This is a genomic window from Pseudomonas sp. RW407 (assembly GCF_003176655.1).
In the GTDB taxonomy this organism is placed as follows: Bacteria; Pseudomonadota; Gammaproteobacteria; order Pseudomonadales; family Pseudomonadaceae; genus Pseudomonas; species Pseudomonas delhiensis.
Genome location: NZ_QGSL01000106.1, coordinates 323,243 through 347,054, shown reverse-complemented (window position 1 = coordinate 347,054; position 23,812 = coordinate 323,243). Strand labels below are relative to the sequence as shown.

Here is a 23,812-nt window from a genome sequence, read left to right as displayed (position 1 = left end):
GAAGGAAAACGCCTCGAGGTGACAGCTTCATGTCACCCGGCGAAAGTTCATATTTTCTTTATTTTCAAAAACTTATAATTGCAAAAGCGAAGCGTCGAACCTCTTTTCGAGGGCCGTGCGCGGGGGCTTTCGAGGCAGGTAGGAAAGGCCGGGCGGGGAAGTGCCGGGCGGAAAAATCTTCTTGGACGTGATGCGTGACCGATGAGTCACGCATGGGGCAGAGTTAAGCAGGACGGTTCGTCGACCGCAACCCTGTGCCGGGCGTTTTCCCACTGCCGTCGACCGGGAATCCGACGAACTGCGTTTTTCCGGCAAAAGGCCAGCGCCCTATTACACTTTCCTTCAGTCGTTTCCTGCGAATCCTCCAGCCGCGGAAGAGGTCGTTGCGCTCCTCCCTGGCCGACACAATGGATGGGTCGGATTCATGGTCGTGCACCCTGTTTTGCGAACCGGGCTGGCTTTCGCCGTGCTGGCCTGCCTGTGCCTGCCCGCGGCCGCGGATGATCGCTACGGCTGCACGCAACCCGTGCGCCTGGCGTTCTACCGCAACCAGGTGTTCTACCACGACGGCAAGGGCCTGGACGCTGACCTGGTGGCCGAGCTTGCGCGCCGCACCGGCTGCGCCTTCGAGGTCTCGGTGCGGCCACGGGCGCAGATCTGGACGGCCCTGCAGCGTGGCGAACTGGACATGGCCACCAGCGCCGTGGCCACCGCCGAGCAACGCCGCTACGCCTACTTCGTGCCCTACCTGCACCTGCGCGAGCGGCTGATAGTGCCGCTGGACCTGTCCGCCGACCTGCACAGCCTGGACGACTTCCACGCGTTGCCGGGCGTGCGCCTGGGCGCGGTCGCCGGCTACAACCACGGCCCCTACCTGGACGCCATGCTGCGCATCCTGCGCAGCGAGGGGCGGGTGCGCGAATACGTCGACGAGACGGCCTGCTTCAACGCATTGCTGGGGGGCGAGGTGGACGGGCTGATCGGCCACGAGCTGAGCCTGGCCGGCCTGCTCCACGACCCGGCGCTGCGTCACCGTTTCCGCGGCATCGACGTGGCCCGCGGGACCGGCGTGCCGCGCAGCCTGGTGCTGGCCCGCGGGCGTTTCAGTGCGGCGCAGAGCGCGCAGTGGCAGCGCCTGTTCGAGGACCTGCGGCTGGACGGCTCGCTGGCCCGCATCTTCCTCGGCAACGCGCCGCTGGACGTCGCGGCGTCGCTTCTCGACAACGGCTACCGACCGACGCCCGATGGGCTCGGCGAACAGGACGAGGCACCATGAGGGCAGACAAGCGCGGCATTCCCCTGCAGGTCCTGGTGACCGGCGCCATCATCCTGAGCATGCTGGTGCTGGCCGTGTCGCTGCTGGTGCAGGGCTACCGCGGCGTGGAAGGGGCGCTGGTGACGGCGGCGGGCGAGTCCGCGGCGCAACTGGGGGTGACGGTCAACGAGCGCATCCGCCGCCTGCTCGACCCGGCGCAGAACACCCTGCGCCTGCTCAGCTACGACGGCATCTCGCAGACCGACAACCTGCCGGCGCGCCTGGAGCGCCTGCCCATGCTGGCGGAGAACCTGCGCGCCAACCGCACCCTGAGCGCGCTCTACGTCGGCTACCCGAACGGCGAGTTCCTGCTGATCCGCGCCCTGCGCACGGCGAAGGCGCGGCAGGCGCTCAAGGCGCCGGACAAGACCCTCTACCTGGTGCAGAGCCAGACCCTCGGCGAGCAGGGCGCGCTGGTCGGCGAGTGGCGCTTCTACGATGCGCGGCTGCAACTGCTGCAGCGCCAGGAACGCCCCGACTACCGCTACGACCCGCGCCAGCGTCCCTGGTACAAGGACGCCTACACCGGCAAGGGCACGGTGCTGACGCAGCCCTACGTGTTCTTCACCACCCAGGAGATCGGCCTGACCCTGGCCCTGCGCAGCGTCGACGGCGCGGCGGTGATCGGCATGGACGCCTCGGTGGACGACCTGGCCACCGAGATGGGCGACCTGCGCCAGACCGCCAACACCGAGCTGGCGGTGCTCGGCGCGCAGAACACGGTGATCGCCTACCCGGACCTGGGGCGCCTGCTGCGCCACGACGACCACGAGGTGCGCCTGGCCCACCTCGACGAACTCGGCGTGCCCAGCCTGGAGCGCCTGGTGGAGCTCGGCGGCCCAGCCGGCACGCCGCAGCGCTACCAGGTGGCGGGCGAGGACTGGTACGGCATCTGGGTGCCGCTGGTGAACTTCGCCAGCGGCCAGGCGCGGGTGCTGATCGGCATCCCGGCCGACGAACTGCTGGCCGGCGCGCGCCAGGTGCTGTTGCGCCAGGCCGCCTGGAGCGGCGCGCTGCTGCTGGTCCTGCTGCTGCTCGGCTGGCTGATCGGCCGGCGCATCGCCCGCCCGCTGCGGGCCCTGGCCGACCAGGTGGGCGCGCTGGCGGCCTTCGACTTCGCCCGGCCGGTGGGCGTCGACTCGAAGATCCGCGAGGTGCGCGAGCTGAGCCGGGTGCTCGGCGGCATGTCGCGGACCATCCACAACTTCCAGGGCATCACCCTGAGCCTGAGCCGCGAGACGCGCCTGGACAGCATGCTCGCCGAGGTGCTCACGCGCCTGGTGGAGGCCACCGGCGTGCGGGGCGGCGCGGTGTACCTGCTGCAGGAGCAGGACAACCGCCTGGCGCAGGCCTGCGCGGTGAACGGCGGGCACTACCCGCAGTCGCTGCTCATCGAAGGCTTCGACGAGGCGCAGCTGGCCAGCCTGGTGGACCAGGCCCTGAGCGGCCGCGGCCGGCACATGGAGGTGCCGCTGCGCAACCGTAGCGAGGAGCTGCTGGGCATGCTGGTGCTGCAGCTGCAGGAGGAGGGCGAGCGCCGGCGCCAGCCGCGGCGGCCGTTCAAGCGCTTCGTCGAGGAGCTGTCCGGGGCCGCCGCCGTGGCCATCGAGACGCGCCAGCTGATCGAGGCGCAGCAGCGCCTGCTGGACGCGATCATCAAGCTGCTGGCCGATGCAATCGACGCCAAGAGCCCCTACACCGGCGGCCACTGCGAGCGGGTGCCGCAGCTGGCCGACATGCTGGTGCAGAAGGCCATCGACGACCGCGACGGGCCCTACGCGGCCTTCGCCATGAGCGACGCCGAGCGCTACGAATTCCAGATCGCCGCCTGGCTGCACGACTGCGGCAAGATCACCAGCCCCGAGTACGTGGTGGACAAGGCCACCAAGCTGGAGACCCTGTACAACCGCCTGCACGAGGTCCGCATGCGCTTCGAGGTGCTCTGGCGCGACGCCGACATCCGCTACTGGCGCGGCCGCGCCGAGGGCGGCGAGGAGGCGGCCCTGCGCGAGCGGCGCGATGCCGAGCAGCAGGCGCTGCGCGAGGACTTCGCCTTCGTCGCCCAGGCCAACGTCGGCGGCGAGTTCATGCGCGACGAGGACATCGAGCGCCTGGCGCGCATCGGCGAGCGCCGCTGGTGGCGGCACTTCGACGACCGCATCGGCATTTCCCACGACGAGGCCGAGCGCCTGGCGGCGACGCCGGCCGAGCCGCTGCCGGTGGAGGAGCGCCTGCTGGCCGACAAGCCGTCGCACCAGGTGCCCTGGGGCGAGCGCAAGCCACCCGTGGCCCGGGACGACCCGCGCAACGCCTGGGGCTTCGACATGCGCCTGCCGGCCTTCGCCAGCCACTACGGCGAGCTGTACAACCTGGGCATCCGCCGCGGCACCCTGACCGACGAGGAGCGCTTCAAGATCAACGAGCACATCGTCCAGACGCTGATGATGCTCAGCGCGCTGCCGCTGCCCCGGCACCTGCGCCGGGTGCCGACCATCGCCGCCAACCACCACGAGAAGATGGACGGCACCGGCTACCCGCGGCGGCTGTCGGGCGAGGACATGAGCATTCCCGAGCGGATCATGGCCATCGCCGACATCTTCGAGGCGCTGACCGCCGCCGACCGCCCCTACAAGGCGCCGAAGACGCTCTCCGAGTCGCTGAAGATCCTCGCCTGCATGGCCCGTGACCGCCACGTGGACGCGGGGCTGTTCCGCCTGTTCGTGGCCAGCGGCGTCTACCGCGAATACGGCGAGCGCTTCCTGCGCCCGGAGCAGATGGACGTGGTGGACGAGGCGGCGCTGCTGGCGATCGTCGAGGCGGACCAGGCGGAGAAGGCCTGAGCTGCAGCGTAATGCTGTTCACTACGGCGTTATCCGCCGAATCGCGGACAGAGTCCGCTCCTACGGTTCAGGGAAACACGGCTTTTCGTAGGATGGCGTTGAGCGAAGCGATACCCATCACCACGGCAGCATGGGTATCGCAAGCTCAACCCATCCTACGACGGCGTTTCTCCTCCACCTAGGAGCGGGCCCTGCCCGCGATTCGCGCGCAGGGCGCGCTCCTACAACGGGAATGGCGCGGGTGGGGCCGGACTTTGTCCGCGATTGGATTCACCGGCCACGCCGGACGCCCCGGTGGCACGAACAGCCCCTCTCCCTCCGGGGGCCGCGTCAGCGCGGCGAGTCCAGCGCCACGCTGCCCTCGGCCTGGAACAGCACCAGGTGGTCGGCGGCCACGCCGATGCCGACTTCCTCGCCCGGCTGGTGGTCGGCGTGGCTGGGGAAGATCGACTCCAGCAGGGTGCCGGTGGCCAGTTGCAGGCGGTACAGGGTGGCCGCGCCGAGGAACGACTTGCCGACGATGCGCGCCTTCAGCGGGCCCTGCGGGGCGTAGACCAGGTCGTCCGGGCGCAGCAGCACGTCCACCGCGCTGCCCTGGGGCAGGCTGTAGGCGCGGTTGCCGCGCAGCACGCCCAGTTCGGTCTGCACGCTGTCCGGGTCGAGCATCTGCCCGCGGATGAAGTAGCCCTGGCCGATGAAGCTGGCCACGAAGGGCGTCTGCGGCTCGTGGTAGAGGTTGAAGGGGGTGTCCCACTGCTCCAGGTGGCCGTGCTTGAACACGCCGACCTGGTCGCTGACGGCGAAGGCTTCTTCCTGGTCGTGGGTCACCAGCACGGCGCTGGTGCCGCGCGCCTTGAGGATCTCGCGGACCTCGTGGCTGAGCTTGCGGCGCAGCTCCACGTCGAGGTTGGAGAAGGGTTCGTCGAGCAGCAGCAACAGCGGCTCGGGGGCCAGCGCGCGGGCCAGGGCCACGCGTTGCTGCTGGCCGCCGGACAGCTCGTGGGGGTAGCGCCGGCCGAGCTTGTCGAGCTTCACCAGCTCCAGCAGCTCGGTGACGATGCGCCGGCGCTCGGGGTGCTTGCGGATGCCGAAGCCGACGTTGTCCTCCACCGTCAGGTGCGGGAACAGCGCGTAGTCCTGGAACACCATGCCGATGCGGCGCTTCTCCGGCGCCAGGGTGAAGCCGGGGCGCGAGATGGTCTCGCCGGCCAGGTGAATCTCGCCTTCCTGCACCGGCTCGAACCCGGCGATGGCGCGCAGGGTGGTGGTCTTGCCGCAGCCCGAGGGGCCCAGCAGGCAACCGATGTCGCCGGCGTTCAGGTGCAGGCTGACGTCCTCTACCACGCGCTGTTGCCCATAGCCACAGGAGAGGTTTCTGAGTTCGAGCAACAACGGTCGGGTCATGGATGGTGCCGTGGAGAAAGAAGCGGAGGCAGAGAGTTTACACGTGGCGAATGAGAATTACTCGCCAACGCGATGCCGGTGACCCCGTGCCGCACGGCAGGCCGGGGCCGTGCGGCGGCAATGAGGGCTCAGGCGTAGTGGGCGTGTTCGACCAGCAGTTCGAGCAGCGCCTTCTGCGCGTGCAGGCGGTTCTCTGCCTGGTCCCAGGCCACCGAGCGAGGGTCGTCCAGCAGGTCCTCGCTGATCTCCTCGCCACGGTGCGCCGGCAGGCAGTGCATGAACAGCACGTCCGCGGCGGCGCCGTCGAGCAGCTCGCGGCTCACCTGGTAGGGGCGGAAGGTGCGCAGGCGCGCCTGGGCCTCGTCTTCCTGGCCCATGGAGGCCCAGACGTCGGTGCTCACCAGGTGCGCGCCGGCCACCGCTTCGCGCGGGTCGCGGACCACGCGCACGCGCTCGCCGGCCAGGGCCTGCAGCGCGGCGCTGGGCTCGTAGCCCTCGGGGCAGGCCACGCGCAGCTGGAAGTCGAAGCGGATGGCCGCCTCGATGTAGCTGTTGCACATGTTGTTGCCGTCGCCGATCCAGGCCACGGTCTTGCCGGCGATGCTGCCGCGGTGTTCGTGGAAGGTCTGCATGTCGGCCAGCAGCTGACAGGGGTGCAGGTCGTCGGACAGGCCGTTGATCACCGGCACCCGCGAGTTGGCGGCGAACTCGGTGAGGGTGCTGTGGGCGAAGGTGCGGATCATCACCGCGTCGACCATGCGCGACATCACCTTCGCCGCGTCGGCGATGGGCTCGCCGCGGCCCAGCTGGGTGTCGCGCGGGGAGAGGAAGATCGCCTGGCCGCCGAGCTGGATCATGCCGGCCTCGAAGGAAATCCGCGTCCGGGTGGAGGCCTTCTCGAAGATCATGCCCAGCACGCGGTTCTTCAGCGGCTCGTAGAGCACGCCTCGGTCGCGCAGGTCCTTCAGCTCGCTGCCGCGGCGGATCAGACCGAGGAGTTCGTCGGTCGTGTAATCCAGCATCGAGAGGAAGTGCCTTGCGCTCATGATTCAGTACCTACTGCTTATTCTCAGAGTTGCGACCGAGGGTCTGGCCGGCTTTTCGAGAAAAAACGGACTGAACCTGCGGCCTGACCGCATGCAGCGGAAATTTAGGGGGAAGACGCGATCCTATAAGGAAATTACGCATTCACGCAAGTTTGCCGCGGAGCGCCCCGCCGGGCAGCTGCGCGGCCCCGATTCGCGCCTATATCCCGCGATTCACTGCACTTAGGCTTGTGGCGCTCGCCGCAGCGCCGTTCCATAGTGCTCGCTCTGGTAACGACCGGCCCGCGAAGGTCGGCGCAACAACAAGAGGCGAGCCATGAGCAAGACCCTCCACCACCGTGCGTGCCACCTGTGCGAGGCCATCTGCGGCCTGACCATCGAGACCGAGGAACAGCGCATCCTGTCGATCAGGGGCGATGCGCAGGACAGCTTCAGCCGCGGCCACGTCTGCCCCAAGGCGGTGGCCCTGCAGGACATCCAGAACGACCCCGACCGCCTGCGCCAGCCGATGCGGCGGGTCGGCGGCGAGTGGCAGCCGATCGCCTGGGAAGAGGCCTTCGAGCTGGTCGCCGCGCGCCTGGCGGAAATCCGCGAGCGCCACGGCAACGACGCCGTGGCCGTGTACCAGGGCAACCCCAGCGTGCACAACTACGGGCTGATGACCCACAGCAACTACTTCCTCGGCCAGTTGAAGACGCGCAACCGCTACTCGGCCACCTCGGTGGACCAGCTGCCGCACCACCTGGTCAGCCAGCAGATGTTCGGCCACGGCCTGCTGATCCCCATTCCGGACATCGACCATACCGATTTCATGCTGATCCTCGGCGGCAACCCGCTGGCCTCCAACGGCAGCATCATGACCGTGCCGGACGTGGAAAAGCGCCTCAAGGCCCTGAAGGCCCGCGGCGGCCGCCTGGTGGTGGTGGACCCGCGGCGCACCGAGACCGCGGCGCTGGCCGACCAGCACCTGTTCGTCCGCCCGGGGCAGGACGCGGCCTTGCTGCTGGGCATCCTCGACGTGCTGTTCGGCGAGAACCTGGGGCGCGCCAGCCACCTGCCGGTGGCCGGGCTGGACGAGGTGCGCGCGGCGCTGGCGCCCTTCGGCGTCGAGGCCATGGCCCGGCGCTGCGGCGTGCCGGCGGCGGATATCCGCGCCCTGGCCCGGGACTTCGCCGCCGCCGACAAGGCGGTGTGCTATGGGCGCATGGGCGTCTCCACCCAGCGCTTCGGCACCCTCTGCCAATGGCTGGTGCAACTGATCAACCTGGTCACCGGCAACCTCGACCGCGTCGGCGGCAGCCTCTGCACCACGCCGGCGGTGGACCTGGTGGCCAGTACCTCCGGCGGCGCCTTCGGCCGCTGGCGCAGCCGGGTGTCCGGCCTGCCGGAATACGGCGGCGAGCTGCCGGTGGCGGCGCTGGCCGAGGAAATGCTCAGCGAGGGCGAGGGCCAGGTCCGCGCGCTCATCACCGTGGCCGGCAACCCGGTGCTCTCCACCCCCAACGGGCGGCGCCTGGAGCAGGCCCTGGACGGCCTGGAGTTCATGCTCGCCATCGACCTCTACATCAACGAGACCACGCGCTACGCCGACCTCATCCTGCCGCCCACAGCGCCGCTGGAGCACGAGCACTACGACACCACTTTCAACGTCTTCGCGGTGCGCAACGTCACCCGCTTCAACGAGGCGGTGCTGCCCCGGCCGGCTGGCGCGCTGCACGATTGGGAGATATTCGTCGGCCTGGCCAGGGCCTATGCCGCGCGCCAGGGCACCGAGCTGAAGCCGACGGCGCCGCCGGAGCAGATGATCGACATGGGCCTGCGCTTCGGCCCCTACGGCGATGCCAGCGAGCACAAGCTGAGCCTGGCGCGCCTGCGCGAGCACCCCCACGGCCTCGACCTGGGCCCGCTGCAGCCGAACCTGGCAGCGCGGCTGAAGACCGCCAGCCACCAGGTGGAGGCCGCGCCGGCGCTGTTCCTCGCCGACCTCGGGCGCTTCGCCGACACCCCGGCGCCGGCCGAGGGCCAATTGCTGCTGATCGGCCGCCGCCACGTGCGCAGCAACAACTCCTGGATGCACAACTACCACCGCCTGGTGAAGGGCAAGCCGCGCCACCAGTTGCTGATGCACCCGCAGGACCTGGCCAGCCGCGGCCTGGTGGACGGCCAGCGGGTGCGGGTACGCTCGCGGGTGGGCAGCGTCGAGATCGAGGTGGCGGCCAGCGACGAGGTGATGGCCGGGGTGGTCAGCCTGCCCCATGGCTGGGGCCACGCGCGCCCCGGGGTGCAACTGGCCATCGCCAGCGAACAGGGCGGCGCCAGCGCCAACGACCTGACCGACGAGCGCCACCTGGACACGCTGTCCGGCAACGCCGCGCTCAATGGCGTGCCGGTGGAGGTGGAGGCGGCCTGAAGTCGGCGGTAAAGCCGAGCGCGGTGCTCGGCTTTCCGGTACACTGCCGGCAAAGTACCGGCTGCATGGCCGGGCAGTAGCGAAGTTCAGCCGAGGTTAGCCAATGGACATCATCGATACCATCAAAGAGCAGATCGCCAACAACCCCATCCTGCTGTACATGAAAGGTTCGCCGAACGCTCCGCAGTGCGGCTTCTCCGCCCGCGCCGCGCAGGTGCTGATGGCCTGCGGCGAGAAATTCGCCTACGTCGACATCCTGCAGAACCCGGAAATCCGCGCCAACCTGCCGAAGTACGCCAACTGGCCGACCTTCCCGCAGCTGTGGGTGGGTGGCGAGCTGGTCGGGGGCAGCGACATCCTCGTCGAGATGTTCGAGAAGGGCGAACTGCAGCCGCTGATCAAGCAGGCCGTCGGCAACGCCGAAGCCTGATCGACGGCGTAGCCGTCGTAGCGAAGAACCCCGCGCCAGCGCGGGGTTTTTCATTTGTGCGGGGAAGGGATTCGAACCGATGGACGACCGCAAGAGGGCCCGCGCGGCCCGTTGGGCCTGCGCCTTCTGCTTCGGCGCGGGCGGGCTGGTGCATGGCAGCGTCATGGGGCGCATCCCGGCGCTGAAGAGCCTCACCGGCGTCGACGAGCAGGCGCTGGGCCAGGCGCTGCTGGGCGCCGGGCTCGGCGCGCTGCTGGCGTTCTCCTTCGCTGGCGCCCTGGTGCGCCGCCTCGGCAGCCGGTGGGTGACACTGGCCAGCGCCGCGGCGCTGCTGCTGGTGTTCCCGCTGCTGGGGCTGTGCCACGGCTGGTGGGAGCTGGCCCTGGCGCTGCTGCTGGTGGGGCTGACCTTCGCCACCCTGGACGTGGCGATGAACACCCAGGCGGTGGAGGTGGAACGCCTGCTGGGCCGGCCCTGCCTGTCCAGCCTGCACGGCATGTACAGCCTCGGCGGCCTGCTCGGCGCGCTGGGCGCGGCGTTGCTGGCGGGGCTCACGCCGTTCTGGCATTTCAGCCTGCTCGCCGTGCTGGCGCTGCTGGCCCTGCCGCTGTTCGGCCGGCGCCTGCTGGAGGGGCGCAGCGAACCGCAGGCCGAGGCGCAACCGCGCCGCCGCGGTCCGCGGCTGCCACCGGCGGCGCTGGTCGGCCTGGGGCTGCTGACGCTCTGCGCGTTCGTCTCCGAAGGCGCGGTGGCGGACTGGAGCGCGCTGCTGCTGCACAGCGTCCTGGGCGCTTCGGAGCGGGTGGCGGCGCTGGGCTTCGCGGCCTTCTCGGCGACGATGGTGGTCGGCCGGCTGTTCGGCGACCGCCTGCGCCTGCACGTCGCCGACGTCGCCCTGGTGCGCGGGCTCAGCCTGCTGGCCATCGCCGGCATGCTGCTGGCGCTGTTCGGCGGCCGCGTCGAGCTGTCGGTGGCGGGCTTCGCCCTGGTCGGCCTGGGCCTGTCGGTGGTGGTGCCGATCCTCATCGGCGCGGCCGGCAACCGGCCGGGCGTGGAGGCATCGAGCGGGGTCGCCGCGGTGGCGTCGTTCGGCTATGGCGGGCTGCTGCTGGGGCCACCGCTGATCGGCATCCTGGCCGAGCACATCGGCCTGCGCCTGGCATTGCTGGTGGTGGTGGGGCTGTGCGCGGGGCTGCTGTGCTGGGCGCACTTGGTGCGCCGCCCGCAGCAGGCGGGGTAGAGCAGGGCCGGGGCGCCGCGCGGGGCGGCGCCCGTAGCCATCAGTCGTCTTCGTGCATGTGCGACTGCAGGTAGTTCTCCAGGCCGACCTTCTGGATCAGGCCGAGCTGGGTCTCCAGGTAGTCGATGTGCTCTTCCTCGGACTCGAGGATGTTCTTGAGCAGGTCGCGGCTGACGTAGTCATGCACGCTTTCGCAATGCACGATGGCGTCGCGCAGGTCCTTCGCGGCCTTGAGTTCCAGGTTCAGGTCGCACTGCAGCATTTCCTGGGTGTTCTCGCCGACCAGCAGCTTGCCCAGGTCCTGCAGGTTGGGCAGGCCCTCGAGGAAGAGGATGCGCTCGATGAGCTTGTCCGCATGCTTCATCTCGTCGATCGACTCGTGGTACTCGTGGGCGCCGAGGCGCTTCAGGCCCCAGTCGTTCCACATGCGCGAGTGCAGGAAGTACTGGTTGATTGCGATCAGCTCGTTGCCGAGGACCTTGTTCAGATGCTGGATGACTTTCTTGTCGCCTTTCATGCCGAGTCCTGCCGTATGGAGTGGGGTAGGACTGAAATTTTGGGCTTCTTATAACCTGATGTCAAACGTAAGCTATTGATTTAGTTATAAAAAGGAATATGAATACGAATGTTTTCATTCCGCAGTTAGACGCTAAATACTTGAATTGCGGGCATAAAAAAAGGTTCTTCGCGGAGTCTGGGGAAAGAGCGGATTGACAGTCAGGGAAGCGGGTAGATTGGCAGTCGCCAAACGAACCAACCCCCACCCCCTGCTGTCGCCGTGCATCCTATTGATCTTGCTGCTTTCTGGCCAGGCTACGAAGTCATCGCCTGCCACCCATCTGCCGACAGCACCCTGCTGATCGAGCTCAAGCCTCACGCCAGCGCTGTCCCCAAATGCGGGCGCTGCGGTCAGGCCAGTCCATTAATCCACGAACGGCGGATTCGCCGGGTGCGTGATCGCGATCTGTTCGACCAGCGCGTCCTGCTCCAACTGCCGGTGCGCCGCGTCGACTGCCTGCGCTGTGGTCGGGTGACCGAGCGGATCGACTGGCTGGAGCCAGCGTCGCGCTTGACCCAGCGCTTGCGCATCTGGCTCGAGGCTTTGCTGCAATTACTGCCCATCAGTCACGTCAGTCGCCTCGTCGGTCTGCATTGGCACACGCTCAAGCAGCTCGACAAACGTCGTCTAGAGGCCGCAGTCGGTGCTTTCGAGCCGGGTGACGTTCGCCGCCTGGTGATGGACGAGTTCGCTCTTCACAAAGGACATCGTTACGCCACCGTGATCATGGATGCGCAGCGGACACGCGTGCTGTGGGTCGGGCATGGCAACAGCCGCGAGGCGATTCAGCCGTTCTTCGAACTGCTCGGTGAGCGCTGCCAGCAAATCGAGGCCGTGGCGATGGACATGAACACCGCCTTCGATCTGGAAGTAAAACAGCATTGCCCCCGTGCCGAAGTGGTCTACGACCTATTCCACGTGGTGGCTCGCTATGGCCGGGAGGTGATCGACCGCATCCGTGTCGATCAGGCCAACGCGCTACGCCAGGACAAAGCGGCACGCAAGGTAATCAAGCAGAGTCGTTGGTTGCTGCTGCGCAATCGCGAAAACCTCAAGGATCAGCAAGCCGTGCAGTTGCAGGAAATCCTCGAGGCCAACCAGCCACTGGCCACGGTCTACGTGCTCAAGGATGCGCTCAAGGAAATCTGGTACGCCCCCAGCGTGCGGGAGGGTTGGCGCCGCTGGCGGGACTGGTTGCGCCACGCCAGGGACAGTGGCCTGGCCCCGCTGCAACGCTTCGCTCGCAATCTGCGCAAATACGTCCGAGGCATCCTGGCCAGCGCTCGCTTCCCCATGCACACCAGCCTGCTGGAAGGGGTAAACAACCGCATCAAGGTGATCAAGCGCATGGCCTATGGCTTCAGGGACTCCGCCTACTTCTTCCTGAAAATCAAGGCCGCCTTCCCCGGGAAAGCGCGATGAACCAAAAAAAATGGCCGCCCGGAAGGACGGCCCTATCTGCGGCGCGGCTTTCAGAAGCGCAGGCGGAGCAGGCGCAGGCCGTTGAACACCACCAGCAGGCTGGCGCCCATGTCGGCGAACACGGCCATCCACAGGGTGCCCAGGCCGGCCAGGGTGAGGGCCAGGAACACAGCCTTGATGCCCAGCGCCAGGCTGATGTTCTGCACCAGCACGGCGTGGGTGCGGCGCGACAGGCGGATGAACTGCGGCAGCTTGCGCAGGTCGTCGTCCATCAGCGCCACGCCGGCGGTCTCGATGGCCGTGTCGGTGCCCGCCGCGCCCATGGCGAAGCCGATGTCGGCGCGGGCCAGGGCCGGGGCGTCGTTGATGCCGTCGCCGACCATGCCCACCCGCGCGCCGCCGGCCTGGTGCTGCTCGACCTCGCGCAGCTTGTCCTCGGGCAGCAGGTTGCCGCGGGCCTGGTCGATGCCCACCTGGGCGGCGATGGCGGCCGCGGTGTGCGGGTTGTCGCCGGTCAGCATCAGCGTCTTCACGCCCAGGCCGTGCAGTTCGGCCAGCGCCTCGCGGCTGGTCTGCCTGACCGCGTCGGCCACGGCGAACAGCGCCAGCGGGCCTTCGTCGTCGAGCAGGACGATGACGGTCTTGCCCTGTTGCTCCAGGGCGTCCAGGCGGGCTTCCAGGGCCGCCGAGCACAGCCCCAGTTCCTCCACCAGGCGGTGGTTGCCCAGGTGGTGCAGGCGACCGTCCACTTCGCCCTTCACGCCGCGGCCGGGGATGGCCTCCAGCGCGTCGACGGCATACAGCGCCAGGCCGTCGGCTTCGGCGGCGCGGGCCACGGCCTGGGACACCGGGTGGTCGGAGCGGGCGGCCAGGCTGGCGGCCAGCGCACGGGCGCGCGCCGCGTCGCCGCGCAGGCCGTGGAAGTCGGTCTGCGTCGGGCGGCCTTCGGTGAGGGTGCCGGTCTTGTCCAGGGCCAGCCATTGCAGTTGCCGGCCCAGTTCGAGGAACACCCCGCCCTTGATCAGGATGCCGGCGCGCGCCGCCGCCGACAGGCCGCTGACGATGGTCACCGGGGTGGAGATCACCAGCGCGCAGGGGCAGGCGATGACCAGCAGCACCAGGGCGCGGTACACCCAGTCGAGCCAGGCGCCGCCGAAGGCCAGCGGCGGGATGAGCGCGGTGGCGATGGCGATGAGGATCACGACTGGCGTGTAGATGCGTGCGAACTGGTCGACGAAGCGCTGCGTCGGCGCCCGCGAGCCCTGGGCTTCTTCCACGGCGTGGATGATCCGCGCCAGGGTGCTGTCGTCGGCGCCGCGGCTCACCGCGTACTCCAGCGCGCCCTCGCCGTTGATGCTGCCGGCGAACAGCGGCTCTCCGGCCTGTTTCTCCACCGGCAGGCTCTCGCCGGTGATGGGCGCCTGGTTGACGCTGGAGCGGCCGTCGAGCACCTCGCCGTCGAGGGCGATGCGCTCGCCGGGGCGCACGCGCACGCGCTCGCCCACGGCCACCGACTTGGCCGGCACGTCCTGCCACTGCCCGTCGCGCAGCACCGTGGCCTGTTCCGGGGCCAGTTGCAGCAGGCCGCGGATGGCGCTGCGCGCGCGTTCCAGGGAGCGCGCCTCAATCAGCTCGGCGATGGCGAACAGCACCGCCACCATGGCCGCTTCCGGCCACTGGCCGATGAGCATGGCGCCGGTCACGGCGATGCTCATCAGTGCGTTGATGTTCAGGTCGCGGTTCTTCAGGGCGATCCAGCCCTTGCGGTAGGTCGGCAGGCCGGCGCCGAGGATGGCCGCCACGGCCAGGCCGGCCACCAGCCACTGCGGGCCGAGGGCGAACCATTCGCAGACCTCCGCGGCCAGCGCCAGCACCCCGGCCAGGGCCAGCGGCCACCAGGGCTTGTGCTTCGCCGGCGCGCTGGCCAGCGGCTGGCCGTCTTCCATGGCTTCGGCTTCCATGCCCAGGGAGGCCACCAGCTTCTGCAGCGGTTCCAGGCTGTCGAAGCGGTGCTGCACCTTGAGCAGGCGCTGCATCAGGTTGAATTCCAGTTGCTCCACCGCCGGCAGCTTGCCCAGGGCGTCGCGCAGCAGGCGCTCCTCGGTGGGGCAGTCCATGGCTTCGATGCGCAGGCTGCTCCAGCGCAGCTCGCCGGTGGCGACGGCCGCGGCGGCGCCCAGCGCGGCTTCGGCATGGCGCGGGCGCTCGTGGTGGTGGTCATGCCCGTGGTCGTGCTCGTGGCGGTGCGCGGCGGCGGGGGCGTGGTCGTGGCAGCAGGGCCCGCATCCAGGCTGGCGGCTGTTGGCGTCGGTCATCAGGTCGTTTCCCATTTGACGGTATGCTTGCGATTGCACACCCTGTAGCAACTACAGAGTCAAGCGGTTCCGGGAGGAAAGGCTGATGAAGATCGGTGAACTGGCGAAACTGACCGGCTGCCCGGTGGAGACCATCCGCTACTACGAGCGCGAGGGCCTGCTGCCGGAACCGGCGCGCACGGGCGGCAACTACCGGCAGTACGACAACGCCCACGTCGAGCGGCTGTCGTTCATCCGCCACTGCCGCTCGCTGGACATGACCCAGGAGGAGATCCGCATCCTCCTCGGCCTGCGCGACCGCCCCGAGTCCGATTGCGGCACCGCCAACCGGCTGATCGACGAGCACCTGCACCACGTCGAGGTGCGCATCGCCGAGCTGCAGTCGCTGCGCCAGCAACTGCAGGACCTGCGCGCCCGCTGCAGCGGCAGCGGCAACAGCGAGGACTGCGGCATCCTCCGCGAACTGCAGCTGCCCGCCGAGCCCTCGGCGGTGCCGGAAGCCTGCGCCGAGGCCGGGCACCTGCATGTGCCCGGGGTGCATGGCCGGCATTGAAGCCCGTTCCAGCCGTAGGGCGCATAACCGTTCGCGGTTATCCGCCGATACACCGAGGCCAAAGTCAACGCCAAGGTTGGTCCCGGAGCCGCCGGGGACCAAGGCCAAACGTCGGATAACGCCGGAGGCGTTATGCGCCCTACGGGATGGGCTCAGCTGTGGCTCGGCTCTTCCTGGTGCCCCGTCAGCTCGTGCAGGTACTTGCGCGACAGCTGCAGGAAGCGCGGGGTAGGGCCGACGTCCTCGTAGAGCGGGTCGCCCTGCTCGTCGTGCGCCACCACCTTCTGCCCCTTCACGTAGGGGAAGCTCGCCTCCAGCTCTTCCAGGGCCGAGCCGACCAGCTCGCCCAGCAGTTCCTCGACGCTGCGCTTGGGGTACATGTCGTGCAGCGCGGCCAGGCGCGCCGCGGTTTCCACGTCCAGCGGGATGCTGTAGCTGTGGCTGGTCATGCGCCCCCTGGCGTTCTGTTCCCAATGGCGTACCAGATCGCGGATCTTCATGTTCACCTCGTGGGCCGGCTCGTGGCCGGCGTGGAAGACGGCCCTTCTGGGGCCGCCGGGAAGAATTTCCCGATTCCTTCGGGATCACATTCAGCCTAGACGCTGTCGGAGCAGGATCGCGGGCGTTCGTCGCACGCTTGTCAGCCGGTGTCGCCAGGCGGCACTGTAAGTAGAATCAGACACGGAGAACCCGTCATGGCGGATATCGACGCGCGCCTGCGCGAGGACGTGCACCTGCTCGGCGAACTGCTCGGGCAGACCATCCGCAACCAGTACGGCCAGGCCTTCCTCGACAAGGTCGAGCTGATCCGCCAGGGCGCCAAGGCGGCGCGGCGCGGTTCGGCGGAAGGCGCGCGGCAGCTGGCGGCGGCCCTCGACGGCCTCGGCGAGGACGAGCTGCTGCCGGTGGCGCGGGCCTTCAACCAGTTCCTCAACCTGGCCAACATCGCCGAGCAGTACCACCGCATCCGCCGCCGCGGGCCGAAGGAGCCGCAGCCCTTCGAGCAGCGCGTGCTGGGCGAGCTGCTGGGGCGCCTGCGCAAGACCGGCGTGGAGCCGGCGGAACTGGCGCGCCAGGTGGCGCAGCTGGACATCGAGCTGGTGCTCACCGCACACCCCACCGAAGTGGCGCGGCGCACGCTGATCCAGAAGTACGACGCCATCGCCGCGCAACTGGCGGCCAAGGACCACGCCGACCTGCTCCCCGAGGAGCGCGAGCAGGTGGACGGGCGCCTGCGCCGGCTGGTGGCCGAGGCCTGGCACACCGAGGAGATCCGCCGCACCCGGCCGACGCCGGTGGACGAGGCCAAGTGGGGCTTCGCGGTGATCGAGCATTCGCTGTGGCAGGCCGTGCCCGATTTCCTCCGCCACGTCGACGAGACCCTGCAAGACGGCACCGGCCAGCGCCTGCCGCTGGAGGCCGCGCCCATCCGCTTCGCCTCCTGGATGGGCGGCGATCGCGACGGCAACCCCAACGTCACCGCCGCCATCACCCGAGAGGTGCTGCTGCTGGCGCGCTGGATGGCCGCCGACCTGTACCTGCGCGACGTCGACAGCCTGGCCGCGGACCTCTCCATGCAACAGGCCAGCGAGGAACTGCTGGCGGAAACCGGCGCGGTGGCCGAGCCCTACCGCGCCCTGCTCAAGCAGTTGCGCGAGCGCCTGCGGGCCACCCGGGCCTGGGCCGAACGCGCGCTGGCCGAGGACGAGGTTGCACCCGAGGCGGTGCTGCAGGACAACCGCGAGCTGTTGGAGCCGCTGGAGCTGTGCCACCGCTCGCTGCACGCCTGCGGCATGGGCGTGATCGCCGACGGCGCGCTGCTCGACACGTTGCGCCGCGCCGCCACCTTCGGCCTGTTCCTGACGCGCCTGGACATCCGCCAGGACGCCGGCCGCCATGCCGCCGCCCTGAGCGAGATCACCGAGTACCTGGGCCTGGGCCGCTACCAGGACTGGGACGAGGCGGTGCGCCAGGAATTCCTCCTGGAAGAGCTGGGCAACCATCGCCCGCTGCTGCCGGCGGACTACCAGGCCAGCGCCGACACCGCCGAGGTCCTGGCCACCTGCCGCGTGGCGGCCGCCGCGCCGCGGGCGTCGCTGGGCTCCTACGTCATCTCCATGGCCGGCCAGCCGTCCGACGTGCTGGCGGTGCAACTGCTGCTCAAGGAGTGCGGGTTGCGCCGGCCGATGCGGGTGGTGCCGCTGTTCGAGACCCTCGACGACCTGGACAACGCCGGCCCCTGCATCGACCGCCTGCTCGGCCTGGACGCCTACCGCGAAGCCCTGGCCGGGCCGCAGGAAGTGATGATCGGCTACTCCGACTCGGCCAAGGACGCCGGCACCCTGGCCGCCGCCTGGGCGCAGTACCGCGCCCAGGAAGCGCTGGTGGACATCTGCCGCACCCATGGCGTCGAGCTGCTGCTGTTCCATGGCCGCGGCGGCACCGTCGGGCGCGGCGGCGGCCCGGCTCACGCGGCCATCCTCTCGCAGCCGCCGGGCTCGGTGGCCGGGCGCTTCCGCACCACCGAGCAGGGCGAGATGATCCGCTTCAAGTTCGGCCTGCCCGGCATCGCCCGGCAGAACCTCGACCTCTACCTGGCCGCGGTGCTGGAGGCCACCCTGCTGCCGCCGCCGGCGCCGGAACCGGCCTGGCGCGAGGAGATGCAGCGCCTGGCCGCCGACTCCCTGGCCGCCTACCGCCAGGTGGTGCGCGAGACGCCGCAGTTCGTCGACTACTTCCGCGAGGCCACCCCGGAGCAGGAGCTCGGCCGCCTGCCCCTGGGCAGCCGCCCGGCCAAGCGCCGCCAGGGCGGCATCGAGAGCCTGCGGGCGATCCCGTGGATCTTCGCCTGGACGCAGACACGGCTGATGCTGCCGGCCTGGCTGGGCTGGGAGACCGCGCTGTTCAACGCCATCGACCGCGGCGAAGGCAGCCTGCTGGAGCGCATGCGCAGCCAGTGGCCGTTCTTCCGCGCGCGCATCGACATGCTGGAGATGGTCCTGGCCAAGGCCGACGGCGAGATCGCCCAACTCTACGACGAACGTCTGGTGCAATCGGAACTGCGACCATTAGGTGCGCATTTACGCGACCTATTGTCGCAGGCGCTGCGCGTGGTGCTCGGCCTGACGGGCCAGCAGCGCCTGCTGGCGCAGGCCACCGAGACGCGCGAATCCATAGCCGTGCGCAACATCTACCTGGACCCGCTGCACCTGCTCCAGGCGGAGCTGCTGGCCCGTTCCAGACGCTGCGAGGGCGACGCCTGCGGCGCTCTGGAACAGGCCCTGCTGGTGACGGTGGCGGGCATCGCCGCGGGGCTGCGCAACACCGGCTGAGGGGCCCCGACCACGACTTTCCGGTGGCTTGTGCGCTCAGGGTGCGCTGTGTATCTTGATCAGCCTTTCGGCGTATTCCTGCGCCATTTCAAGCATGTTCAGATTGGCCCCATAAGGCAGATCCGGGATTTCGCTTTCAACAAGACTAAGGAGCATATCGATGCGTGTGATTCTGCTCGGGGCGCCCGGTGCCGGCAAAGGTACTCAGGCCCGCTTCATCACCGAGAAGTTCAGCATTCCGCAGATCTCCACCGGGGACATGCTGCGCGCGGCGGTCAAGGCCGGCACCGAGCTGGGCCTGCAGGCCAAGAGCGTGATGGATGCCGGTGGCCTGGTTTCGGATGACCTGATCATCAACCTGGTCAAGGAGCGCATCGCCCAGCCCGACTGCGCCAACGGCTTCCTGTTCGACGGTTTCCCGCGCACCATTCCCCAGGCCGAGGCCATGAAGGAAGCCGGCGTGACCATCGACCACGTGGTCGAGATCGCCGTCGACGACGAAGAGATCGTCAGCCGCATGGCTGGCCGCCGCGTGCACCCGGCCTCCGGCCGCGTCTACCACGTCGAGCACAACCCGCCGAAGGTCGCCGGCAAGGACGACGTCACCGGCGAAGACCTGATCCAGCGCGACGACGACCGCGAAGAGACCGTGCGCCACCGCCTGTCGGTCTACCACACCCAGACCAAGCCGCTGGTCGACTTCTACCAGAAGCTGGCCGCCGTCGAAGGCACCCCGAAGTACAGCCGCGTCGAAGGCGTCGGCTCGGTCGACCAGATCACCGCCAAGGTCCTGGCCGCGCTCAGCTGAGCCGCCGCCCGACCTGCACCAGAGGCCCGCTTGCGGGCCTTTGGCGTTTATAATGCCCGCCCTTTTTCAGCTTGCCGGAAGACCCCGATGCCCACCCTGCTGGCCCTGGACACCTCCACCGAAGCCTGCTCCGTCGCCCTGCTGCACGACGGCCGGCGTTTCAGCCGCCACGAGGTGATCCCGCGGCTGCACGCCAAGCGCCTGCTGCCGATGGTGCAGGAACTGCTCGACGAAGCCGGCATCGCCCTGGGGGCGGTGGATGCCATCGCCTTCGGCCGCGGCCCCGGCGCCTTCACCGGCGTGCGCATCGCCATCGGCGTGGTGCAGGGCCTGGCCTTCGCCCTGGACAAGCCGGTGCTGCCGATCTCCGACCTCGCCGTGCTGGCCCAGCGCGCCCACCGCGAGCATGGCGCCAGCCAGGTGGCGGCCGCCATCGACGCGCGCATGGACGAGGTGTACTGGGGCAGCTACCGCCTGGAGCAGGGCGAGATGCGCCTGGCCGGCGCCGAGGCGGTGCTGCCGCCGGAGCACGTGGCGCTGCCACGCGATGCCCGGGGCGACTGGTTCGGCGCCGGCACCGGCTGGGGCTACCGCGAGCGCCTGGCGGTGAAGGTGCAGGCCGAGGACGCCAGCCTGCTGCCCAACGCCCAGGACCTGCTGGACCTGGCGCTGTTCGCCTGGCAGCGCGGCGATGCCGTGCCGGCGGACCAGGCGCAGCCGGTGTACCTGCGCGACAACGTGGCCACGCCCAAGGCCGGCTGACCGGCGATTGCCAAGCCCGGGAGCGCTCGCTAGAGTGAAATCCTTACCCGCTGAGCCCTGAAAGATGCGCATCGACGGCCTGTCCAGCTACTCCATCACGCCCGACTCCGGCAGCCGCTCCGGCACCGCGGTCACGCCTTATCGCGAGGTCATGCGCGAGGCCGAGGCGCGTCGCGAGCAGCCGGCGTCCATCGCCGCCAGCCAGGGCTTCGAGCAGCAGGCGCAGGCGCGCTACGTGGAGCCGGGCAACGCCGGCACCGGCAGCCTGCCCATCGTCCTCAGCGACGTCCTGGCCTACCAGCGCCCGGTCAGCAACCGCGCCGCCCAGGCCCTGGCCAGCTACAGCAGCACCGCCAACCTGCCGCTGGGCGGCTACGACGCCCCGGAAGTGCTGGGCATCGACCTCTACGCCTGATGGCCCTGCCGTACTACCTGGGCTGCCCATCCTGGAACGAGCCCGCCTGGCGCGGCAGCTTCTACCCTGCCGACCTGCGCCCGGCCGATACCCTGGGCTTCTACAGCCAGGTGTTCAACGCGGTGGAGGGCAACACCACCTTCTACGCCCGGCCCAGCGCCGAAACGCTGGTACGCTGGGCGCAGACCATGCCGGCGGACTTCCACTTCTGCGCCAAGCTGCCCCGCGACATCAGCCACGAAGGCGACCTGCGCGAGCAGTTCGGCGCCACCGGCGATTTCCTCGACCTGCTGGCACCGCTGGGGCAACGGGTGAGCCCGCTGTGGCTGCAGCTTTCCGCCGGCTTCGGCCCGCAGCGCCTGGGCGAGCTGGCCGCCTGGCTGGATGAGTTCGGCGCCCGGCGCATCGCCGTGGAAGTACGCCACCCGGCGTTCTTCGACAAGGGCGAGGAAGAGCGGGTGCTCAACCGCCTGCTCCACGAGCGCGGCGTGGAGCGCATCTGCCTGGATTCGCGGGCGCTGTTCGCCTGCCGCTCCGACGACCCGGCGGTGCGCCACGCGCAATCGAAGAAACCGAGGATTCCGGTGCGCCCGGCGGCCTTCAGCGACAGCCCGCAGGTGCGTTTCATCGGCGGGCCGGACCTGGACGCCAACCGGGCCTACCTGACGCCCTGGGTGGACAAGGTGGCCGGCTGGATCGAGGACGGCCTGACGCCCCACGTGTTCCTCCACACCCCGGACAACCACCGCGCCGCCGAACAGGCGCAGCGCTTCCACGCCCTGCTGGGCGAGCGCCTGCCGGGGTTGCCGGCGCTGCAGCTGCCGCAGCCGGAAGTGGAGCAACTGGGCCTGCTCTGAGGCCCCGGTTGCGCTAACCTGCAAGCTCCCCTCAGGCACGGAGAGCGCCCATGACCACCCAACGCGAACGCGGCCTGGCCTTCCAGGCCCTGCACCGGCGCGACGGCCTGTTCGTCCTGCCCAACCCCTGGGATGCCGGCTCGGCGAAGATGCTCGCCGGCCTGGGCTTCGAGGCCCTGGCCACCACCAGTGCCGGCCTGGCCTTCGCCCTTGGCCGCTGCGACGCCGAGGGCGAGGTGAGCCGCGAGGAAGCCCTGGCCAACGCCCGCGCCATCGTCGAGGCGACGCCGCTGCCGGTGGCCGCGGACCTGGAGAACGGCTACGGCGATGCGCCCGAGGACTGCGTGGCGACCATTCGCCTGGCCGCCAGCATCGGCCTGGTGGGCGGCTCCATCGAGGACGCGACCGGCCGCCCGGACGATCCCATCTATCCCTTCGAGCTGGCCGTGGAGCGCGTGCGCGCGGCGGTCCAGGCCGCGCATTCCCTGGAATTCCCCTTCACCCTGGCGGCCCGCGCGGAGAACCTGCTGCACGGCCGCGACGACCTGGACGACACCATCCGCCGCCTGGTGGCCTTTGCCGAGGCCGGCGCCGACGTGCTCTACGCCCCCGGCCTGAGCACCCGCGAACAGATCGACGCGGTGGTGCGCGCGGTGGCGCCGCGGCCGGTGAACGTGCTGGTCGGCTCGCCGGCCCTGCAACTGTCGCTGAGCGAACTGGCGGAGCTGGGCGTGAAGCGCGTCAGCCTGGGCTCGTCCCTGGCGCGGGTGGCCTACGGCGCCTTCTTCCACGCCGCCACCGAGCTGGCCAGCGGGCACCTGGAGGCGACCCAGGAGGGCATGCCCTTCGCCCGCCTCAACGCGCTGTTCCGGCGCTGAGCCCGGGGCTGCGGTAGAATCGGCGCTTTTGCACCGGATCGACCCGCATGAGCGCCAGCGCAGCCACCCCCCGCATCATCGTCCAGGCCCTGGCGCCGCATTGCCGCGAGGCCGCCGGGCAATGGGCGCAGCGCCTGGGCCTGGAACTGGCGGAGGAGGGCGTGGCGGACTTCGCCCTGCAGGTCGGTGAGCAGGGCCTGCAACTGCTGCAACTGGGCCCGGATTCGCCGGGGCCTGTGCGCGTGGACTTCGTCGAGGGCGCCGCCGCCCACCGCCGCCAGTTCGGCGGCGGCAGCGGGCAGATGATCGCCAAGGCGGTGGGCGTGCAGCCGGGCGTACGCCCGCACGTGCTCGACGCCACCGCCGGCCTGGGCCGCGACGCCTTCGTCCTCGCCACCCTGGGCTGCGAGATGCAGCTGATCGAGCGCCAACCGCTGATCGCCGCCCTGCTGGAGGACGGCCTGGCCCGCGCCGCGCGCGACCTGGAAGTGGCGCCGATAGTGGCGCGCATGCAACTGCTGCCGGGCAACGCCATCGAGCTGATGGGCGCCTGGCAGGGCGAGGCGCCCCAGGTGGTCTACGTCGACCCGATGTTCCCGCACCGCGACAAGAGCGCCCTGGTGAAGAAGGAAATGCGCCTGTTCCGTCCCCTGGTGGGCGACGACCAGGACGCCCCGGCGCTGCTCCAGGCGGCCCTGGCCCTGGCCAGCCACCGCGTGGTGGTCAAGCGCCCGCGCAAGGCGCCGATCATCGACGGCGCCAAGCCCAGCTACAGCCTGGAAGGCAAGTCGAGCCGGTATGACATCTATCCGTTGAAGTCCCTCAAGCCCTGACTGACGGCTTTTCGTAGGAGCGAGGGGGGCGCCTAGCTCTTGCTCGCGAACAATGGCGTCAGGCCCTGCTCCGGAGCGATGTCGAAGTCCGTCCCCTCTCCCCAGCCCTCTCCCTGAAGGGAGAGGGGGCTTGTCAGTGCCGAGACAAGGAATGGTTTCAGCCGGAGGCCGCTGGAGTTGCCGGCTAACTCCAGAACATCCAAACACTCCGAACGGCCCCCTTTCCCTGAAGGGAGAGGGGGCTTGTCCGTGCCGAGACAAGGAATGGTTTCAGCCGGAAACCGCTGGAGTTGCCGACTAACTCCAGAACATCCAAGCACACCGAACGGTCCCCTCTCCCTTCAGGGAGAGGGTTAGGGAGAGGGAGCGGAGTTCAGGCCAGGCACCGGCACA

General features: G+C 69.6%; 19 protein-coding genes. 14 read left to right on the top strand and 5 right to left on the bottom strand.

The window, feature by feature from the left end; all coding sequences use genetic code 11:
• Window positions 1-424 precede the first annotated feature (424 nt).
• Together DK254_RS18425 and DK254_RS18420 are read left to right on the top strand one after the other, a co-directional pair.
• Window positions 425-1,276, top strand: a complete 852-nt coding sequence (locus DK254_RS18425; protein ID WP_109934939.1) for an ABC transporter substrate-binding protein — start codon at window positions 425-427, stop codon at window positions 1,274-1,276.
• A complete protein-coding gene (locus DK254_RS18420; protein ID WP_109934938.1) occupies window positions 1,273-4,155 on the top strand; it encodes an HD domain-containing phosphohydrolase in 2,883 nt (960 codons plus the stop codon). The genes DK254_RS18425 and DK254_RS18420 overlap by 4 nt, the downstream gene beginning before the upstream one ends.
• A gap of 330 nt (window positions 4,156-4,485) precedes the next feature.
• Here the strand turns inward: DK254_RS18420 and DK254_RS18415 are convergent, their stop codons facing one another.
• Both DK254_RS18415 and argF read right to left on the bottom strand, forming a co-directional pair.
• Entirely contained in the window at window positions 4,486-5,559 is a 1,074-nt protein-coding gene (locus DK254_RS18415; protein WP_109934937.1) for an ABC transporter ATP-binding protein, read from the bottom strand.
• Window positions 5,560-5,687: 128 nt separating this feature from the next.
• Complete coding sequence (argF, locus tag DK254_RS18410; RefSeq protein WP_109934936.1) at window positions 5,688-6,605, bottom strand: ornithine carbamoyltransferase; 918 nt, start codon at window positions 6,603-6,605, stop codon at window positions 5,688-5,690.
• Window positions 6,606-6,921: 316 nt separating this feature from the next.
• Between argF and DK254_RS18405 the strand changes: the two genes are divergently transcribed.
• From DK254_RS18405 to DK254_RS18395, 3 genes are all read left to right on the top strand, one after another.
• Window positions 6,922-9,015: a molybdopterin oxidoreductase family protein gene (locus DK254_RS18405; RefSeq protein ID WP_109934935.1), complete on the top strand. Its 2,094-nt coding sequence runs from the start codon at window positions 6,922-6,924 to the stop codon at window positions 9,013-9,015.
• Window positions 9,016-9,118: 103 nt separating this feature from the next.
• Window positions 9,119-9,445, top strand: a complete 327-nt coding sequence (gene grxD / locus DK254_RS18400) for a Grx4 family monothiol glutaredoxin (protein WP_058070522.1) — start codon at window positions 9,119-9,121, stop codon at window positions 9,443-9,445.
• Between the two features lie 79 nt (window positions 9,446-9,524).
• Window positions 9,525-10,685 carry an MFS transporter gene (locus DK254_RS18395; RefSeq protein ID WP_109934934.1) on the top strand — a complete coding sequence of 387 codons (1,161 nt, stop codon included), beginning with the start codon at window positions 9,525-9,527 and terminating at the stop codon, window positions 10,683-10,685.
• 40 nt (window positions 10,686-10,725) lie between these two features.
• On the opposite strand, the gene bfrB is transcribed toward DK254_RS18395, so the two are convergent.
• Complete coding sequence (bfrB, locus tag DK254_RS18390; protein ID WP_009618404.1) at window positions 10,726-11,202, bottom strand: bacterioferritin BfrB; 477 nt, start codon at window positions 11,200-11,202, stop codon at window positions 10,726-10,728.
• Between the two features lie 261 nt (window positions 11,203-11,463).
• Here bfrB and DK254_RS18385 point away from each other — a divergent pair, with 261 nt between their 5' ends.
• Window positions 11,464-12,666 (top strand): ISL3 family transposase, encoded by a 1,203-nt coding sequence (locus tag DK254_RS18385; RefSeq protein ID WP_109931384.1) that lies wholly within the window; start codon window positions 11,464-11,466, stop codon window positions 12,664-12,666.
• Between the two features lie 50 nt (window positions 12,667-12,716).
• Here the strand turns inward: DK254_RS18385 and DK254_RS18380 are convergent, their stop codons facing one another.
• Complete coding sequence (locus DK254_RS18380) at window positions 12,717-14,981, bottom strand: heavy metal translocating P-type ATPase (RefSeq protein ID WP_109935780.1); 2,265 nt, start codon at window positions 14,979-14,981, stop codon at window positions 12,717-12,719.
• Between the two features lie 85 nt (window positions 14,982-15,066).
• Between DK254_RS18380 and cadR the strand changes: the two genes are divergently transcribed.
• Entirely contained in the window at window positions 15,067-15,534 is a 468-nt protein-coding gene (gene cadR, locus DK254_RS18375) for a Cd(II)/Pb(II)-responsive transcriptional regulator (protein ID WP_074985207.1), read from the top strand.
• 152 nt (window positions 15,535-15,686) lie between these two features.
• On the opposite strand, the gene DK254_RS18370 is transcribed toward cadR, so the two are convergent.
• Complete coding sequence (locus DK254_RS18370; protein ID WP_089391526.1) at window positions 15,687-16,034, bottom strand: pilin assembly protein; 348 nt, start codon at window positions 16,032-16,034, stop codon at window positions 15,687-15,689.
• Between the two features lie 195 nt (window positions 16,035-16,229).
• Between DK254_RS18370 and ppc the strand changes: the two genes are divergently transcribed.
• The 7 genes from ppc (at window position 16,230) to DK254_RS18335 (ending at window position 23,419) form a co-directional block, all read left to right on the top strand.
• Window positions 16,230-18,866, top strand: a complete 2,637-nt coding sequence (gene ppc / locus DK254_RS18365) for a phosphoenolpyruvate carboxylase (RefSeq protein WP_109934933.1) — start codon at window positions 16,230-16,232, stop codon at window positions 18,864-18,866.
• A 160-nt stretch (window positions 18,867-19,026) separates the two neighbouring features.
• Window positions 19,027-19,674 carry an adenylate kinase gene (gene adk / locus DK254_RS18360; protein ID WP_089391528.1) on the top strand — a complete coding sequence of 216 codons (648 nt, stop codon included), beginning with the start codon at window positions 19,027-19,029 and terminating at the stop codon, window positions 19,672-19,674.
• 87 nt (window positions 19,675-19,761) lie between these two features.
• A complete protein-coding gene (gene tsaB / locus DK254_RS18355) occupies window positions 19,762-20,436 on the top strand; it encodes a tRNA (adenosine(37)-N6)-threonylcarbamoyltransferase complex dimerization subunit type 1 TsaB (RefSeq protein ID WP_109934932.1) in 675 nt (224 codons plus the stop codon).
• 64 nt (window positions 20,437-20,500) lie between these two features.
• A complete protein-coding gene (locus DK254_RS18350; protein WP_109934931.1) occupies window positions 20,501-20,851 on the top strand; it encodes a hypothetical protein in 351 nt (116 codons plus the stop codon).
• Window positions 20,848-21,708 carry a DUF72 domain-containing protein gene (locus DK254_RS18345; protein ID WP_109934930.1) on the top strand — a complete coding sequence of 287 codons (861 nt, stop codon included), beginning with the start codon at window positions 20,848-20,850 and terminating at the stop codon, window positions 21,706-21,708. Before DK254_RS18350 ends, DK254_RS18345 begins: the two co-directional genes overlap by 4 nt.
• Window positions 21,709-21,758: 50 nt before the next feature.
• Window positions 21,759-22,586 carry an oxaloacetate decarboxylase gene (locus tag DK254_RS18340; protein WP_109934929.1) on the top strand — a complete coding sequence of 276 codons (828 nt, stop codon included), beginning with the start codon at window positions 21,759-21,761 and terminating at the stop codon, window positions 22,584-22,586.
• Between the two features lie 47 nt (window positions 22,587-22,633).
• A complete protein-coding gene (locus tag DK254_RS18335) occupies window positions 22,634-23,419 on the top strand; it encodes a class I SAM-dependent methyltransferase (protein WP_109934928.1) in 786 nt (261 codons plus the stop codon).
• Window positions 23,420-23,812 lie beyond the last annotated feature (393 nt).